This window comes from Streptomyces venezuelae ATCC 10712, from assembly GCF_008639165.1.
GTDB lineage: Bacteria > Actinomycetota > Actinomycetes > Streptomycetales > Streptomycetaceae > Streptomyces > Streptomyces venezuelae.
The window spans coordinates 1,087,761-1,101,750 of record NZ_CP029197.1; the positions used below are offsets into that span (position 1 = coordinate 1,087,761).

A 13,990-nucleotide genomic window follows, 5' to 3' on the forward strand; every position below is an offset into this window, starting at 1 on the left:
GGCCGGCCCGGAGACGCACTCCGGACCGGCCCTCACGTCATGCTCAGTTGTCGTACTCGTCCAGCGGCGGGCAGGAGCAGACCAGGTTCCGGTCGCCGAAGGCACCGTCGATGCGGCGCACCGGCGGCCAGTACTTGTCGGCGGCCGAGACACCGGCCGGGAAGACCGCCTGGTCGCGGGTGTAGGCGTGGTTCCACTCGCCGCCCAGCGCGGCCGCGGTGTGCGGGGCGTTGTGCAGCGGGTTGTCGTCGGCGGGCCACTGGCCCGAGGCGACCTTCTCGATCTCGCCCCGGATCGCGATCATGGTGTCGCAGAAACGGTCCAGCTCGGTGAGGTCCTCGGACTCGGTCGGCTCGATCATCAGCGTGCCTGCCACCGGGAACGACATCGTCGGCGCGTGGAAGCCGTAGTCGATCAGGCGCTTGGCGATGTCGTCGACGGTGACGCCGGTCGCCTTGGACAGCGGGCGCAGGTCCACGATGCACTCGTGGGCGACCAGACCGGCCGGGCCGGTGTAGAGCACCGGGAAGTGCGGCTCCAGGCGCTTGGCGATGTAGTTCGCCGCGAGCACGGCGACCTGGGTGGCGCGCTTGAGGCCCTCGCCGCCCATCAGCCGCACGTACGACCAGGAGATCGGCAGGATGCCCGCGGAGCCCCACGGGGCGGCCGAGATCGGGCCGACGCCGGTCTCCGGGCCCGCGGTGGGCTGGAGCGGGTGGTTCGGCAGGTACGGGGCGAGGTGGGCGCGGACGCCGACCGGGCCGACGCCAGGACCGCCGCCACCGTGCGGGATGCAGAAGGTCTTGTGCAGGTTCAGGTGCGAGACGTCGCCGCCGAAGTGGCCCGGCTTGGCCAGACCGACCAGCGCGTTGAGGTTCGCACCGTCGACGTACACCTGGCCGCCGGCCTCGTGCACCTCGGCGCAGATGTCGGCGACGTGCTCCTCGAAGACGCCGTGCGTCGACGGGTAGGTGATCATCAGCACCGACAGCTCGTCGCGGTACTGCGCGATCTTGGCGCGCAGGTCCTCGACGTCGACCTCGCCGTCGTCGGCGGTCTTGACGACGACGACCTTCATGCCTGCCATCACCGCGGAGGCGGCGTTGGTGCCGTGCGCGGAGGACGGGATGAGGCAGACGGTGCGCTGCTCGTCACCGTTCGCGCGGTGGTAGGCGCGGACGGCCAGCAGACCGGCCAGCTCGCCCTGGGAACCGGCGTTCGGCTGGATCGACACCTTGTCGTAGCCGGTGACCTCGGCGAGGCGCTCCTCGAGCTCGGTGATGAGCGTGACGTAGCCCTGCGCCTGCTCGACCGGTGCGAAGGGGTGCATCTGACCGAACTCGGGCCAGGTCACCGCCTCCATCTCGGTCGTCGCGTTCAGCTTCATCGTGCAGGAGCCGAGCGGGATCATGCCGCGGTCGAGCGCGTAGTCGCGGTCGGCGAGCTTGCGCAGGTAGCGCAGCATCGAGGTCTCGGAGCGGTGCGCGTGGAAGACCGGGTGGGTCATGTACGCGTCGGAGCGCAGCAGCCCGGCGGGCAGCGTGTCCTCGGTGGTGGCGTCCAGGGCCTCGACGTCGGCGGTCACGCCGAAGGCGGCCCACACGGCGGCGAGCTGGGCGCGCCCGGTGGTCTCGTCGCAGGACATCGACACGTGGTCGGCGTCGACGCGGTAGAGGTTCACCCCGGCCTCGCGGGCGGCGGCGACGACCTCGTCGGCCTTGCCGGGCACCCGGGCGGTGAGGGTGTCGAAGAAGGCGCCCTGGGTGAGCTCCACGCCCCCGGCGGTCAGACCCGCGGCGAGGATCGCGGCGTACCGGTGGGTGCGGCGGGCGATGCCCTGGAGGCCCTCGGGGCCGTGGTAGACGGCGTACATGCCGGCCATGACGGCGAGCAGCACCTGAGCGGTACAGATGTTGCTGGTGGCCTTCTCGCGGCGGATGTGCTGCTCGCGGGTCTGCAGGGCCAGGCGGTAGGCGCGGTTCCCGTCGGCGTCGACGGAGACACCCACGAGACGGCCGGGCAGGGAGCGGGCGTGCTTGTCCTGGACGGCCATGTAGCCGGCGTGCGGGCCGCCGAAGCCCATGGGGACGCCGAAGCGCTGCGTCGTACCGACGGCGATGTCGGCCCCGAGCGCACCCGGCGAGGTGAGCAGGGTGAGCGCGAGCAGGTCGGCGGCGACGGTGACGATCGCGCCGAGCTCGTGGGCGGCGTCGATGAGCGGCTTGATGTCGCGCACGGCACCGGAGGCACCGGGGTACTGGAGGAGCACGCCGAAGACACCGCGCTCGGCGATCTCGGCCGGGATGCCCTCGCTCAGGTCGGCGACGACGACCTCGACGCCGGTCGGCTCGGCGCGGGTCTCGATGACGGCGATCGTCTGCGGCAGGGCGTCGGCGTCGATGAGGAAGACACCGTTCTTGACCTTGCCGACGCGCCGGGAGAGCGCCATGGCCTCGGCGGCGGCGGTGCCCTCGTCGAGCAGGGAGGCGCCGGAGGTGGGCAGCCCGGTCAGGTCGGCGACGACGGTCTGGAAGTTCAGCAGCGCCTCGAGACGGCCCTGCGAGATCTCCGGCTGGTACGGGGTGTACGCCGTGTACCAGGCCGGGTTCTCCATCACGTTCCGCAGGATCACCGGCGGAGTGAACGTGCCGTAGTAGCCGAGGCCGATCATGGGCGCGAGGACCTGGTTGCGGTCGGCGAGCGTGCGCAGCTCGGCCAGGACCTCGGCCTCCGTGCGCGCGGCCGGCAGCCCCAGCGCCTCGGTGTTCTTGATGACGTCCGGCACCGCGGCGGCCGTGAGCTCGTCGAGGGAGCCGTAACCGACCTGGGCGAGCATCTTGGCGCGCGCCTCGGCGTCGGGCCCGATGTGCCGCTGCTCGAACGGGATGCCCTGTTCGAGTTCGGAGAGCGGAATGCGGTTGGCGGTCATGTACGGAGGCCTCCTGGTCGTCACGACCTGCGAGGGGCACCACGGCGCGGGTGCCCGGACGGCCTCCCCCTCTGTCATCTCAACCTGAGAGTTTCACCGGCACGCCTCTCGGCAGGCCGGCTTTCACCGTCGGTGAGAGCGCATGCCGTCGTCGGACACCGCTCTGCTTTCCAGAGTGACCTCGTCCGCGCGGTACAGGGGCCTGAGAGATTCCGGGGAGGATTTGCTCCTTCGGCGCCCACCGGAAGGTTTCTCCGGGGGACTCTCCCGCACGGGGTCGACAGCCACAGCCAGCCTACCAGCGCGGTTGCGGCTCCCATCGCTCAAGTGGCCGACATCCCAGATGTGCACTTTCGTAGGGGTGTAGAGCAGTTGCGACCAGTTGGAGGGACCGTGCAGACCGATATCGATCCGCGCAGCCTGATCGGCCGCAAGGCGTACGACCGGAACGGGCACAAGATCGGAACCGTGGACGAGGTGTACCTGGACGACGCGACCGGGGTCCCCGAGTGGGCGGCCGTGCGCACGGGCCTCTTCAGCCGGGACGCCTTCGTCCCCCTGGAGCCGAGCGAACTCGCCGAGAACGGCCTGCACATCCCGTACGAGCGGGCACTCATCAAGGACGCCCCCGACTTCGGGGTCGGCCGCCACCTCTCCCCGGAACAGGAGCTCCAGCTCTATCGCCACTACAGCCTCGCCCTCCCCCCGGCCCCCTCGGAGTCCCCGGACACCGACTTCGGCCACCTGGCAGGCCAGTAGGCCCCGCGCCGAGCCCCGACGACGCCACCGCCCGGCCGCGAGGCCGGGCGCGAGGCCGGGCGCACCCCGGGGCGCCCTACTCCCCGCCCCCCACCAACGGCAACGGCTCCCCCGGTTCGAGCTCCGGATCGTCCACCGCGAAGGTCCGCACCCGCCCCGGCTCCGACCCCGGCTCCTCGAACCGCACCGTGACGCGCCCGACCCCGCTGCCCTGGACCCACCCCGCCCCGTACACCGCGTGCCGCACGTCGTGCCCGGGCGCCCAGTGCCGCTCCAGCGGCCCGGGCGCCTCGGGCTCGGGCGCGGAGGCCTCGGCGGGCGCGAGGGCCTCCCCCACGGCAGGCGCCGACTCCGCCTCGGCGGCCTGCGCGAACAGGTCCTCCTGCGTGTAGTCCGCGAGCCCGCTCACCCCCACCCCCAGCAACCGCACGCCCCCGGTCGTGTCCACCGCCTCCAGGAGCCGCCCCGCCGCCTCCCGCACCACCACCGGGTCGTCCGTCGGCCCCCGCAGCGTCTCGGACCGCGTCAGCGTGGAGAAGTCGTACCGCCGCACCTTCAGGACGATCGTCCGCCCCGAGTGGCCCGAACCCCGCAGCCGCCCCACACACCGCTCCGCGAGCCGCTCCACCTCGGTCCTGATCCGCACCCGGTCGTGCAGGTCCACGTCGAAGGTGTCCTCGACCGACACCGACTTCGCGTCCCGCTCGGCCACCACGGGCCGATCGTCGTACCCCTGGGCCATCCTGTACAGCGAGGCCCCGTGCGCCCGTCCGAGGAGCCGTACGAGCTCGTCCTCGCCCGCTTCCGCGAGGTCGGTGACAGTGGTCATCCCGGCCCGCCTCAGGTGCTCCCCCGTCGCCGGCCCCACCCCGGGCAGGATCCGCACCGAGCGCGGCCCGAGGAGCTCCCGCTCGGTCCCGGGCTCGATCAGCACGAGCCCGTCGGGCTTGGCCTCCTCGGAGGCGATCTTCGCGATCATCTTGGACCCGGCGAGCCCCACCGACCCGGTGAGCCCGGTGGTCGCCAGGATGTCCACCCGCAGCCGCTCGCCGGCGGCCCGCGCGCTCCCGCTGTCGTCGGCGACGCCCCCGGCCTCCAGGTCGACGAAGGCCTCGTCGAGACTGAGCGGCTCCACGAGCGGGGAGAGCCGGCCGAGCAGCTCCATCACCTGCTCGCTGATCGACCGGTAGAAGGCGAACCGGGGAACGAGGTAGGCCGCGTTCGGCGCGAGTCGCCGCGCCTGGCCCATGGGCATGGCCGAGTGCACCCCGAACCGGCGCGCCTCGTACGAGGCGGTGGCGACCACGCCGCGGGGCCCGAGCCCGCCGACGATCACGGGCTTTCCGCGCAGGCTGGGCTTCGACGCCTGCTCGGCGGCGGCGAAGAACGCATCCATGTCGAGATGCAGGATGGTGGGCGCGGATCTCACACGTCCGATGCTGCCTCACACCACTGACAACGGGCCCGCAGCCGCCCCGAACGGCCCGCCGGACCCCTTGGGACCCCCTGGGTCCCACGCGCGCCGGGGACGGGCCCTCAGGCCCCTCAGGCGGCTCTCAGACGGCCCTGTCCCGCCGGCGCCTCGCCAGCTCGTCCCCCGGGTTGTGCCCCACGAGCGTCTCGCCCGTGTCGACCCGCTCCCCGTGCAGCTGCGCGAGCGCCGCCTCGACGTCCCGCCAGACCACGCCGACGGCGATGCCGAAGACACCCTGACCACCCTGGAGCAGGTCGACGACCTCGTCCGGCGAGGAACACTCGTAGACCGTGGCCCCGTCGCTCATGAGCGTCATCCGCTCCAGGTCACGGAAGCCCCGCGCGCGCAGGTGCTGCACCGCCGCCCGGATGTTCTGCAGGGCGACCCCGGTGTCGAGGAAACGCTTGACGATCTTCAGGACAACGACGTCGCGGAAGCTGTAGAGCCGCTGGGTGCCCGACCCGTACGCGGGCCGCACACTCGGCTCCACCAGCCCCGTACGCGCCCAGTAGTCCAACTGGCGATAGGTGATGCCGGCCGCCGCGCAGGCCGTCGGTCCGCGATAGCCGACCACCTCGCCCGCCGCGCCAGGACCGCTCCCCGGCCCCGTGCCGGCGTCCGTACCGAAGTCGCCCCCACTGCCGTGAAGCGGATACGGACCGCTCTCCCCGGACACGCGCCCGAGCGAGCTCCCTGCCGTACCGTCCGCGCTGCTCATCACGCCGACCCTCCGTCCTTGACCTGCCCACACGAAGGTAGGCAGTCACTCGGGGTGCGTCAACGATCGCCACACTCGGCACGCCGAGTGATAATCACCCTGAGAGTGGTTTCCCGTGTCTCTCGCCGGGGAACGGCTAGTCGAATGCCCTCACGGCACCCCACGAACGGCCTGTGCCCACACCGCTCGGCGTCACTGACTGTTGGTCCCGAAATCCTCCGGTGAGATCTGATCGAGGAACTCGCGGAACTTCTCCACCTCGTCCTCCTGCTCATCCGGAATCGCGATACCGGCGTCGTCCAGCACGCCGTCGCTGCCGTAGATCGGGGTACCGGTCCGCAGGGCCAGGGCTATCGCGTCCGACGGCCGCGCACTCACCTCGACGCCGCTGGCGAAGACCAGCTCGGCGTAGAAGACCCCGTCACGCAGATCCGTGATGCGGACTTCGGTGAGCTCCTGTCCCACGGCCTCCAGCACGTCCTTGAACAGGTCGTGCGTCAGCGGCCGCGGCGGCGCCATCCCCTGCTGGGCGAAGGCGATCGCGGTCGCCTCACCCGGTCCGATCCAGATGGGGAGGTACCGATCGCCTCCCACTTCACGCAGGAGCACGATCGGCTGGTTGGAGGGCATTTCCACCCGGACACCCACAACGTCGAGCTCGTTCACACAGCAACCCTAGGACGTGCCCGACCGGTTTGGATAGTCGGGCCCTGACAAGGCCCTGCCGAGACGGCCCCCGAGCAGGCCCACGGGCTCACTGGAGCCGGATGCCCAGCGCCATCTGCACGAGCGCGGCATGCAGCCGCACCGACTGCGCGGCGAGCTCCTGCGCGGTGGCCTCCGCATGCGCTCTGGTCTGCGGATTACGGTGCCGGCGCAGCGGCGCGACGACCTGCTCGATCAGTCCCGCGTCCCGGTCCGCGGCCGCCTTGACGGCCCGCAGATGCCGCGGTTCCAGACCGAACCGACCCAGATCGGAGACGAGCCTGGCGACCGTGACCGCCTCCGGGTCGTAGCCGCCGCCCTCCGTCTCCGAGATCAGGCCGTACGACTCCCACTCGGTGAGCTCGGTCTCGGTGACCTCGGCCGCCGCCAGCAGCTCCGCCCGCCCGATCCGCGCCGCGGTCGGCGGCTCGGCGTCCTGCTCCCAGGCCCCCTCGAACAGGTCACGCCGCCGCCCGGGAGCGGGCAGCTTGACCTGCTCCCCCCTGGCGAGGGCGTCGAGGTGCTCGCGGATGACCTTCAGCGGAAGGTAGTGGTCCCGCTGCATCCGCAGGATCTGAGCGAGCCGCTCCACGTCCTGCGGGCTGAACTTCCGGTACCCGGAGGCCGTACGACGGGGCTCCACGAGCCCCTCGGCCTCCAGGAACCGGATCTTGGAGATCGTCACTTCGGGAAATTCGTCGCGCAGCTGGTTCAGCACCGTGCCGATGCTGACCAGCCGGTCGCCCGCAGTGGCGGTGCCGGATCCGGCACCGCCCGTCGGTGTTCGCAGCATGGACCTTCCCTGAAGGGCTTCTCCGAGGCGTCACACGCCCCGCTGGCTCGAGTAGAACACCAGCCGGTACTTGCCGATCTGCACCTCGTCGCCGTTGGACAGCACGACCGAGTCGATCGGCTCACGGTTGACATAGGTGCCGTTGAGGCTGCCGACGTCGGAGACCGTGAAGCTGCCGTCCTGACCCCGCCGGAACTCGACATGCCGCCGGGAGACCGTGAAGTCGTCCAGGAAGATGTCGCTCTGCGGGTGACGGCCGGCCGTCGTCAGCTCACCGTCGAGCAGGAACCGGCTGCCGGAGTTCGGCCCACGGCGCACCACGAGGAGCGCGGAACCGGACGGCAGGGCCTCCACGGCCGCCAGCGCCTCGGGCGAGAGCGACGGCAGCTGGGTCTGCCCGGTGACCTCGGCGTCGTACGCCTCGAGGCCCGAGATGGAGATCGTCGACGTCGTCTCGGAAGCCCGCTCGGGCGCGACCCCACCCCGCAGCGGCGTGCCGCAGTGCGAGCAGAAACGGCTGTCGGCCGCGTTGCGGTGACCGCACCTCGTACACACCGGCATGGACGCATCCTCCTGCCGCGGCTGCCCCGCCGAGGTCTGTGTCGCGTACGGGTCGGGGGCAAACCCTCCACCCGTACTTGAGGTTGATGGTTCTCCGAAACCTATGCGGGCAGCACCAGCGGGGTCAACAGACGACGCGCCGTACGCGCCCGGAACGTCACCGCCCTGGCCCCCGACCTCATCGCGGAAGAGCGGGCGCTCGCCGCCCTGCTCCTCGCTCTGGGCGTGGCGAGACGCGCGGTGCTTGGCGTTACCGCCGTCCTCGCGTCCGCTCTTGCCGAACAACTTCGCAAAAAAACTCACGGGCGATTCCCCTTGACCGAAACAGACCCGCCCGTGGGGCAGGACGAACCGAGATCCACCAGACCTGCCGACCCGGACACCTTCACAACGTCCGTATCCTCCGGACAGTTTCCACCACGCACCACCGTTGTGGTGCGCCGACCCCCCGCAACGTCATGCCCTTGTCGCGGGACCCCCCTCGTCCCCCTCTCACTGCGAGGACGACTGAGCGTAGTCAGGCCGCTTCGCGGGTCGCAAGGCGTCGACGACGATCTTCGCCGACCGCTCCACCGTGGCCGTGGCCTGCTCCTTCTCCAGGGTCTGCACGACACCGCCGGGAATGTTGAGCGCGGGCTCGAGATCCTCCGGCTTGCCGATGACCTTGAAGACGTACGGAGCGGTCACCTTCGTTCCATCGATCCGCATGTCGTCACCACTACCGGTGAAATAACTGTCCGCGACGACCCGCACACCGTTGACCTGGATCGCCTCGGCGCCGGCCGCGCGCAGCTCCTGGATGGCGTCGAGCAGCATGTCGGACTCCACGGCCCCGCCGGGGTCGCCGACGGTCAGCGTGATGCCCGGCCCCTCGGCCGCGACCGTACCCGCCAGGATCCCGAGCTGCTGCTCCTTCTCCTGGGTCTGCTTGCGCGCCTCCTCGGCCTGGTCCGAGCTGGTCTCCAGCTCGGAGCGCTGCTTCTCCAGCCGGGACTTCTCGTCCTCGAGCCGCTGCGTACGGTCGTCGAGCTCGTCGAGGATCCGCACCAGGTCCTCCTGGCGCGCCCCGCGCAGCGCGCTGTTCTCACTGGTCGACGAGACCTGGATGGCCAGACCGAGACCGAGCACGAACAGCAGCAGCGCGACGACGAGTTGGGCCCGCGTCACCCTCGGCGGCCACAGGGCGGAGGCCAGCCTCCGCCGCCCGCTCTGCTCGGCGGCGGGCGGGGCCGGCGTCACGGGCACCCGCACGTCGTGGTCCGCGGTCCCGGCGTAGACGGACTCGGCGGCCTCGGGCTCCCGCTCGCTCTCGGCGTCCCCGGCATTCCCGCCGGCGCCGGGCACCTGCGGGTCCTGCGGCTCCCGAGGGCCCTGAGGGTCCTGTGGGTTCTTCGGCTCCTGAGGGTTCTCGTTCATCGGCCTCACGCCCGGAAGACATGGCGCCGGATGGCGGCCGCGTTGGAGAAGATCCGGATGCCGAGCACGACGACCACACCGGTCGACAGCTGCGCGCCGACGCCCAGCTTGTCCCCGAGGAAGACGATCAGCGCGGCCACGACCACGTTCGACAGGAACGAGACCACGAAGACCTTGTCCACGAAGATGCCGTCGAGCATGGCCCGCAGGCCGCCGAAGACCGCGTCGAGGGCGGCGACCACGGCGATCGGAAGATAGGGCTCGACCACCGCCGGGACCTCGGGACGGACCAACAGCCCGACCACGACTCCGACGATCAGGCCCAGTACGGCGATCACGATGTGCCCTTCCCTGTGTCGGCCGTGGCCCGCCCGGACGGCGTCGCCGCCCCGGCCCCCCTCGGCTCTGCGGTACGTACGGTCAGGCTGGGCGCGGCCGGCAGGCGTACGTCGCCCTCGACCGTGATCCCGCTCCTGATCCCGAAGTTCTCGACCAACGCGTGCAGATACTGCCCGTCGGCACTGTCCTGGAACGCGGTGCTCAGCCGCTGCCCGTCCCCGATCGCGAGGATGGTGTACGGCGGCACCAGCGGCTTGTTGTCGACCAGTATGGCGTCACCCGCGGCCCGGATCGCGGAGAGCGACGTCAGCCGCTGCCCGTTGATGGCGACGGCCTCGGCCCCCGACTCCCAGAGCCCGTTGATGACCCGCTGCATGTCCCGGTCGCGCACCCGGCCCGTGTCGGAGAAGCCGCTGCTCTCCCGCGGCCCGCCTCCCCCGGAGTCGGTGCCTTTGGCGTCGTTGACGACGAGCTTCACGCCGGGGCCGTGCACCGGCGTCGCGCCCGAGAGCAGCCCCACCAGCTCGGCCTGACCGCCGCCGTGCTCCTGGAGGGCCGCCCGCTGGCGCTCGCCGACCTCGGTCCTGATCCGCTCGACGTCCCGCTCCAGCTGGTCGGCCGTCGACGTCTCCGACTCGATCCGGTCGATCAGCTCCTGCCGCTCCTTGGCGACGACCGGCGCGGAGATCCGCGCCTCGGCCGCCCCCACGGTCACCACGGCGGCCGCGAGCACCAGGCCCGCGGCGACGCCCAGCTTGGCCCGCAGACTGCGGGGCAGCCCGCCGCCCTCCTCGGCGCGACGGGCGGTCGCCTCGGCGTATCCGTCGTCGAGCGCGTGGTCTATCACGTTGTTCAGCAGCGACATGGACGCGTCCGGGCGCGGCGGCGGTGATCCGGTGCTCCGAACGGGGGGCTGCTGCGACATGCCGCACATCGTCGCACGTCGCACGGCCTACCGCCGAATGGCCCCACCGTCCTGCGGGGAGGCGCCCTGGCAGCGCCTCCCCGCACGACGGCCGTCCGGTCAGCTGCCTGCGCTGGCGACCACTTCGGCCCACTCGTCGAGCAGGGCCTGCGCGGAGGCGTCGTCGGGACCCTCGGCCCACAGATGGGTGACGGCTTCGGCGGGGTCCGGCAGCACCATCACCCACCGCCCGTCCGCCTCGACCACCCGCACCCCGTCGGTGGTGTCCACGGACCGGCTGCCCGCCGCCTCCACCACCCGGCGCATGACCAGACCCTTGACGGCCCACGGCGTCGCGATGTCCCTCTTGAGGACGTGCGCCCGCGGAATCCGCGCGTCGATCTGGCTCAGCGTGAGCTGCGTCCGCGCGACGAGGCCGATCAGCCGCACGAAGGCCGCCGCGCCGTCGAAGACGCTGCTGAACTCGGGGACGATGAACCCACCGCGCCCGTCGCCGCCGAAGATCGTCGACTCCTCGCGCCCGACCCGTGTGAGGTCGTCGGGCGAGGTCGTCGTCCACTCCACCTGAGTGCCGTGGTACGCGGCGACCTGCTCGGCGATCCGGGTGGTCGTCACCGGCAGCGCGACCCGCCCCGAGCGCCGCTCGGCCGCCACCAGGTCCAGCATCACCAGGAGCGCCCGGTCGTCCTCGATGATCCGCCCCCGCTCGTCCACGAGCGAGAGCCGCTCGCCGACCGGGTCGAACCGCACGCCGAACGCCGCTCTCGCCGAGGCCACGATCTCCCCGAGCCGTACGAGCCCGGCCCGCCGGCTCTCGGCCGACTCGGTGGGCCGCGACTCGTCGAGCCCCGGGTTGATCGTCAGCGAGTCGACCTGGAGCCGGCCGAGGAGGCTGGGCAGGACGAGCCCGGCACTGCCGTTGGACGCGTCCACGACGACCTTCAGGCCCGCTTCGGCGATCCCCGTGGTGTCGACGTTCCGCAGCAGCGATCCGGTGTACGAGTCGAAGACGCTCGCCGGGAAGGAGAGGTCACCGATCTCCCCGGGGAACGCCCGCCGGTACTCCTGCCGCGCGAACACCCGGTCCAGCTTGCGCTGCCCGCCCTGCGACAGGTCCGCTCCGCGTTCATCGAAGAACATGATGTCCACGGAGTCGGGCACCCCGGGCGAGGTCCGCACCATGATCCCGCCGGCGCTTCCCCGCGCGGTCTGCTGCCGCGCCACCGGCAGCGGTACGTTCTCCAGGTCCCGTACGTCGATGGCGCTGGCCTGCAGCGCCGAGATCACCGCCCGTTTCAGCGCCCTCGCACCCCGGGAGTGGTCACGGGCCGTGGTGACGGTCGAACCCTTCTTGAGGGTCGTGGCGTACGCCCCCGCCAGCCGCACGGCCAGCTCGGGCGTGATCTCCACGTTGAGGATGCCGGAGACCCCTCGGGCCCCGAAGAGATGGGCCTGGCCACGGGACTCCCAGATGACCGAGGTGTTGACGAAGGCGCCGGCCTCGATCGTCTTGAACGGATAGACCCGGACGTTGCCCTGCACGATCGATTCCTCACCGACCAGGCACTCGTCCCCGATGACCGCGCCGTCCTCGATCCGGGCCGCCCGCATGATGTCGGTGTTCTTGCCGATCACACAGCCGCGCAGATTGCTCTGCTGGCCGATGTACACGTTGTCGTGGACGACGGCCTTGTGCAGGAAGGCCCCGCTCTTCACGACCACGTTCGAGCCGACGACGGTGTGCTCACGGATCTCCGCGTCGGCCTCGACCTTGGCGTAGTCGCCGATGTACAGCGGCCCTCTCAGCACGGCGTCGTGATGCACCTCGGCGCCCTCGGCGACCCACACCCCCGGTGAGATCTCGAAGCCGTCGATGTCGACCTGGACCTTGCCTTCGAGGACGTCCGCCTGGGCCTTCACATAGCTCTCATGGGTGCCGACGTCCTCCCAGTAGCCCTCGGCGACATAGCCGTAGATCGGCTTGCCTTCCTTCATCAACTGGGGAAAGACGTCACCCGACCAGTCCACGGGAACGTCCGCCTGGACGTAGTCGAAGACCTCGGGCTCCATCACGTAGATGCCCGTGTTCACGGTGTCGGAGAAGACCTGACCCCAGGTGGGTTTCTCAAGGAATCGCTCGACCTTGCCCTCTTCGTCGACGATCGTGATCCCGAATTCCAGTGGATTCGGCACCCGGGTGAGGCAGACCGTGACGAGGGCGCCCTTCTCCTTGTGGAAGGCGATCAGATCGGTGAGATCGAAATCGGTGAGAGCGTCCCCTGAGATGACGAGAAAGGCGTCGTCCTTCAACGCCTCCTCGGCGTTCTTCACACTTCCCGCTGTACCGAGTGGCTTCTCCTCGTTGGCATACGTGAGCTCCATCCCGAGTTCCTCGCCGTCGCCGAAGTAATTCCTGACGAGTGAGGCGAGAAACTGCACGGTGACGACGGTCTCGTTGAGACCGTGCCTCTTGAGCAGTCGTAGGACGTGCTCCATGATCGGCCGGTTCACCACCGGCAGTAGAGGCTTGGGCATGCTCGAGGTCATAGGGCGAAGGCGGGTTCCTTCGCCGCCGGCCATCACGACGGCCTTCATGTCGGAAGCGTCCTCCTTGAAGAGACGACGGTCCTGCCGACTTCACCTGTCCGTGCACTGGCCCTCGGACGTCCTCGTCGTTGCCGGCGACGCTGCTCGGCACTGGACGGACGGGCTCAATCGGCCGCGGTATCCGCCTTCACGAGTCGACGGACCTGGACCACGTAGAGGATCCCTGCCCACCAATACAGAGTTGTACCCCATCCGGCGAAGGCCCACCCGAAAACTTCAGCGAGTGACGAAAGCCAGCCCGTTCCGTCACTGAGAAGCAGCAACGGGAACGCGTACATCAGGTTGAAAGTCGCAGCTTTGCCGAGGAAGTTCACCTGGGGCGGCGGGTAGCCGTGCCGGCGGAGGATTGCCACCATCACGAGCAGCATGGCTTCGCGCGCCAGAAGAGCCGCGGTGAGCCACAGCGGGAGGATCTCGCGCCAGGTGAGTCCCACGAGGGTGGACAGGATGTACAACCTGTCGGCGGCGGGATCGAGCAGCCGGCCGAGGTTGCTGATCTGGTTCCAGCGCCGGGCCAGTTTGCCGTCGAGATAGTCGCTGACGCCGCTGAGCATCAGAACGAGAAGAGCCCAGCCGTCACTGTTGGGCCCACCGAACTCGGGGCGGAGAATCAACCACAGAAACAGCGGCACGCCCGCGAGGCGCGCCATGCTGAGAATGTTGGGGATGGTGAGGACCCGGTCGGTCTGAACGCGAGTCTCCTGGACCTCCACCCGGGGGCCTCCTGCTGGGAACGTACGGACGATGCCCCCTGACCTTACCCT

Annotated in this window: 12 protein-coding genes and 1 riboswitch; of the genes, 1 reads left to right on the forward strand and 11 read right to left on the reverse strand. The window is 70.5% G+C overall.

Annotation, left to right across the window (positions count from 1 at the left end; all coding sequences use genetic code 11):
* Positions 1-43: 43 nt before the first annotated feature.
* Entirely contained in the window at positions 44-2,929 is a 2,886-nt protein-coding gene (gene gcvP, locus DEJ43_RS04700) for an aminomethyl-transferring glycine dehydrogenase (RefSeq protein WP_015032168.1), read from the reverse strand.
* A 180-nt stretch (positions 2,930-3,109) separates the two neighbouring features.
* Positions 3,110-3,209, reverse strand: a riboswitch (glycine riboswitch).
* A gap of 113 nt (positions 3,210-3,322) precedes the next feature.
* Between gcvP and DEJ43_RS04705 the strand changes: the two genes are divergently transcribed.
* Complete coding sequence (locus DEJ43_RS04705; protein ID WP_015032169.1) at positions 3,323-3,688, forward strand: PRC-barrel domain-containing protein; 366 nt, start codon at positions 3,323-3,325, stop codon at positions 3,686-3,688.
* Between the two features lie 76 nt (positions 3,689-3,764).
* On the opposite strand, the gene DEJ43_RS04710 is transcribed toward DEJ43_RS04705, so the two are convergent.
* From DEJ43_RS04710 to clsA, 10 genes are all read right to left on the reverse strand, one after another.
* Positions 3,765-5,117, reverse strand: a complete 1,353-nt coding sequence (locus DEJ43_RS04710; protein WP_015032170.1) for a DNA polymerase IV — start codon at positions 5,115-5,117, stop codon at positions 3,765-3,767.
* 127 nt (positions 5,118-5,244) lie between these two features.
* Complete coding sequence (bldO, locus tag DEJ43_RS04715; RefSeq protein ID WP_015032171.1) at positions 5,245-5,880, reverse strand: whiB transcriptional repressor BldO; 636 nt, start codon at positions 5,878-5,880, stop codon at positions 5,245-5,247.
* Between the two features lie 192 nt (positions 5,881-6,072).
* Positions 6,073-6,546 (reverse strand): bifunctional nuclease family protein, encoded by a 474-nt coding sequence (locus tag DEJ43_RS04720; RefSeq protein WP_015032172.1) that lies wholly within the window; start codon positions 6,544-6,546, stop codon positions 6,073-6,075.
* An 88-nt stretch (positions 6,547-6,634) separates the two neighbouring features.
* Positions 6,635-7,378 carry a transcriptional regulator FtsR gene (gene ftsR, locus DEJ43_RS04725; protein ID WP_015032173.1) on the reverse strand — a complete coding sequence of 248 codons (744 nt, stop codon included), beginning with the start codon at positions 7,376-7,378 and terminating at the stop codon, positions 6,635-6,637.
* 30 nt (positions 7,379-7,408) lie between these two features.
* Positions 7,409-8,350 (reverse strand): FHA domain-containing protein, encoded by a 942-nt coding sequence (locus DEJ43_RS04730; protein WP_071891152.1) that lies wholly within the window; start codon positions 8,348-8,350, stop codon positions 7,409-7,411.
* Between the two features lie 81 nt (positions 8,351-8,431).
* A complete protein-coding gene (locus tag DEJ43_RS04735) occupies positions 8,432-9,364 on the reverse strand; it encodes a DUF881 domain-containing protein (RefSeq protein WP_015032175.1) in 933 nt (310 codons plus the stop codon).
* The gene (locus tag DEJ43_RS04740) at positions 9,361-9,693 is read right to left on the reverse strand and encodes a small basic family protein (RefSeq protein WP_015032176.1); all 333 of its coding nucleotides are present in this window, start codon (positions 9,691-9,693) and stop codon (positions 9,361-9,363) included. The genes DEJ43_RS04735 and DEJ43_RS04740 overlap by 4 nt, the downstream gene beginning before the upstream one ends.
* Positions 9,690-10,619: a DUF881 domain-containing protein gene (locus tag DEJ43_RS04745; protein ID WP_041662113.1), complete on the reverse strand. Its 930-nt coding sequence runs from the start codon at positions 10,617-10,619 to the stop codon at positions 9,690-9,692. Before DEJ43_RS04745 ends, DEJ43_RS04740 begins: the two co-directional genes overlap by 4 nt.
* 99 nt (positions 10,620-10,718) lie before the next feature.
* Positions 10,719-13,214 (reverse strand): mannose-1-phosphate guanyltransferase, encoded by a 2,496-nt coding sequence (locus DEJ43_RS04750; protein WP_015032178.1) that lies wholly within the window; start codon positions 13,212-13,214, stop codon positions 10,719-10,721.
* 116 nt (positions 13,215-13,330) lie between these two features.
* The gene (clsA, locus tag DEJ43_RS04755) at positions 13,331-13,939 is read right to left on the reverse strand and encodes a cardiolipin synthase ClsA (protein ID WP_015032179.1); all 609 of its coding nucleotides are present in this window, start codon (positions 13,937-13,939) and stop codon (positions 13,331-13,333) included.
* Between the last annotated feature and the right edge of the window lie 51 nt (positions 13,940-13,990).

What these genes read in the sequence shown, in the direction of transcription:
- gcvP (WP_015032168.1), bottom strand. Translation starts at nt 2,929, where the DNA reads ATGACCGCCAACCGCATTCCGCTCTCCGAACTCGAACAGGGCATCCCG.
- DEJ43_RS04745 (WP_041662113.1), bottom strand. Translation starts at nt 10,619, where the DNA reads ATGTCGCAGCAGCCCCCCGTTCGGAGCACCGGATCACCGCCGCCGCGC.
- ftsR (WP_015032173.1), bottom strand. Translation starts at nt 7,378, where the DNA reads ATGCTGCGAACACCGACGGGCGGTGCCGGATCCGGCACCGCCACTGCG.
- DEJ43_RS04750 (WP_015032178.1), bottom strand. Translation starts at nt 13,214, where the DNA reads ATGAAGGCCGTCGTGATGGCCGGCGGCGAAGGAACCCGCCTTCGCCCT.
- bldO (WP_015032171.1), bottom strand. Translation starts at nt 5,880, where the DNA reads ATGAGCAGCGCGGACGGTACGGCAGGGAGCTCGCTCGGGCGCGTGTCC.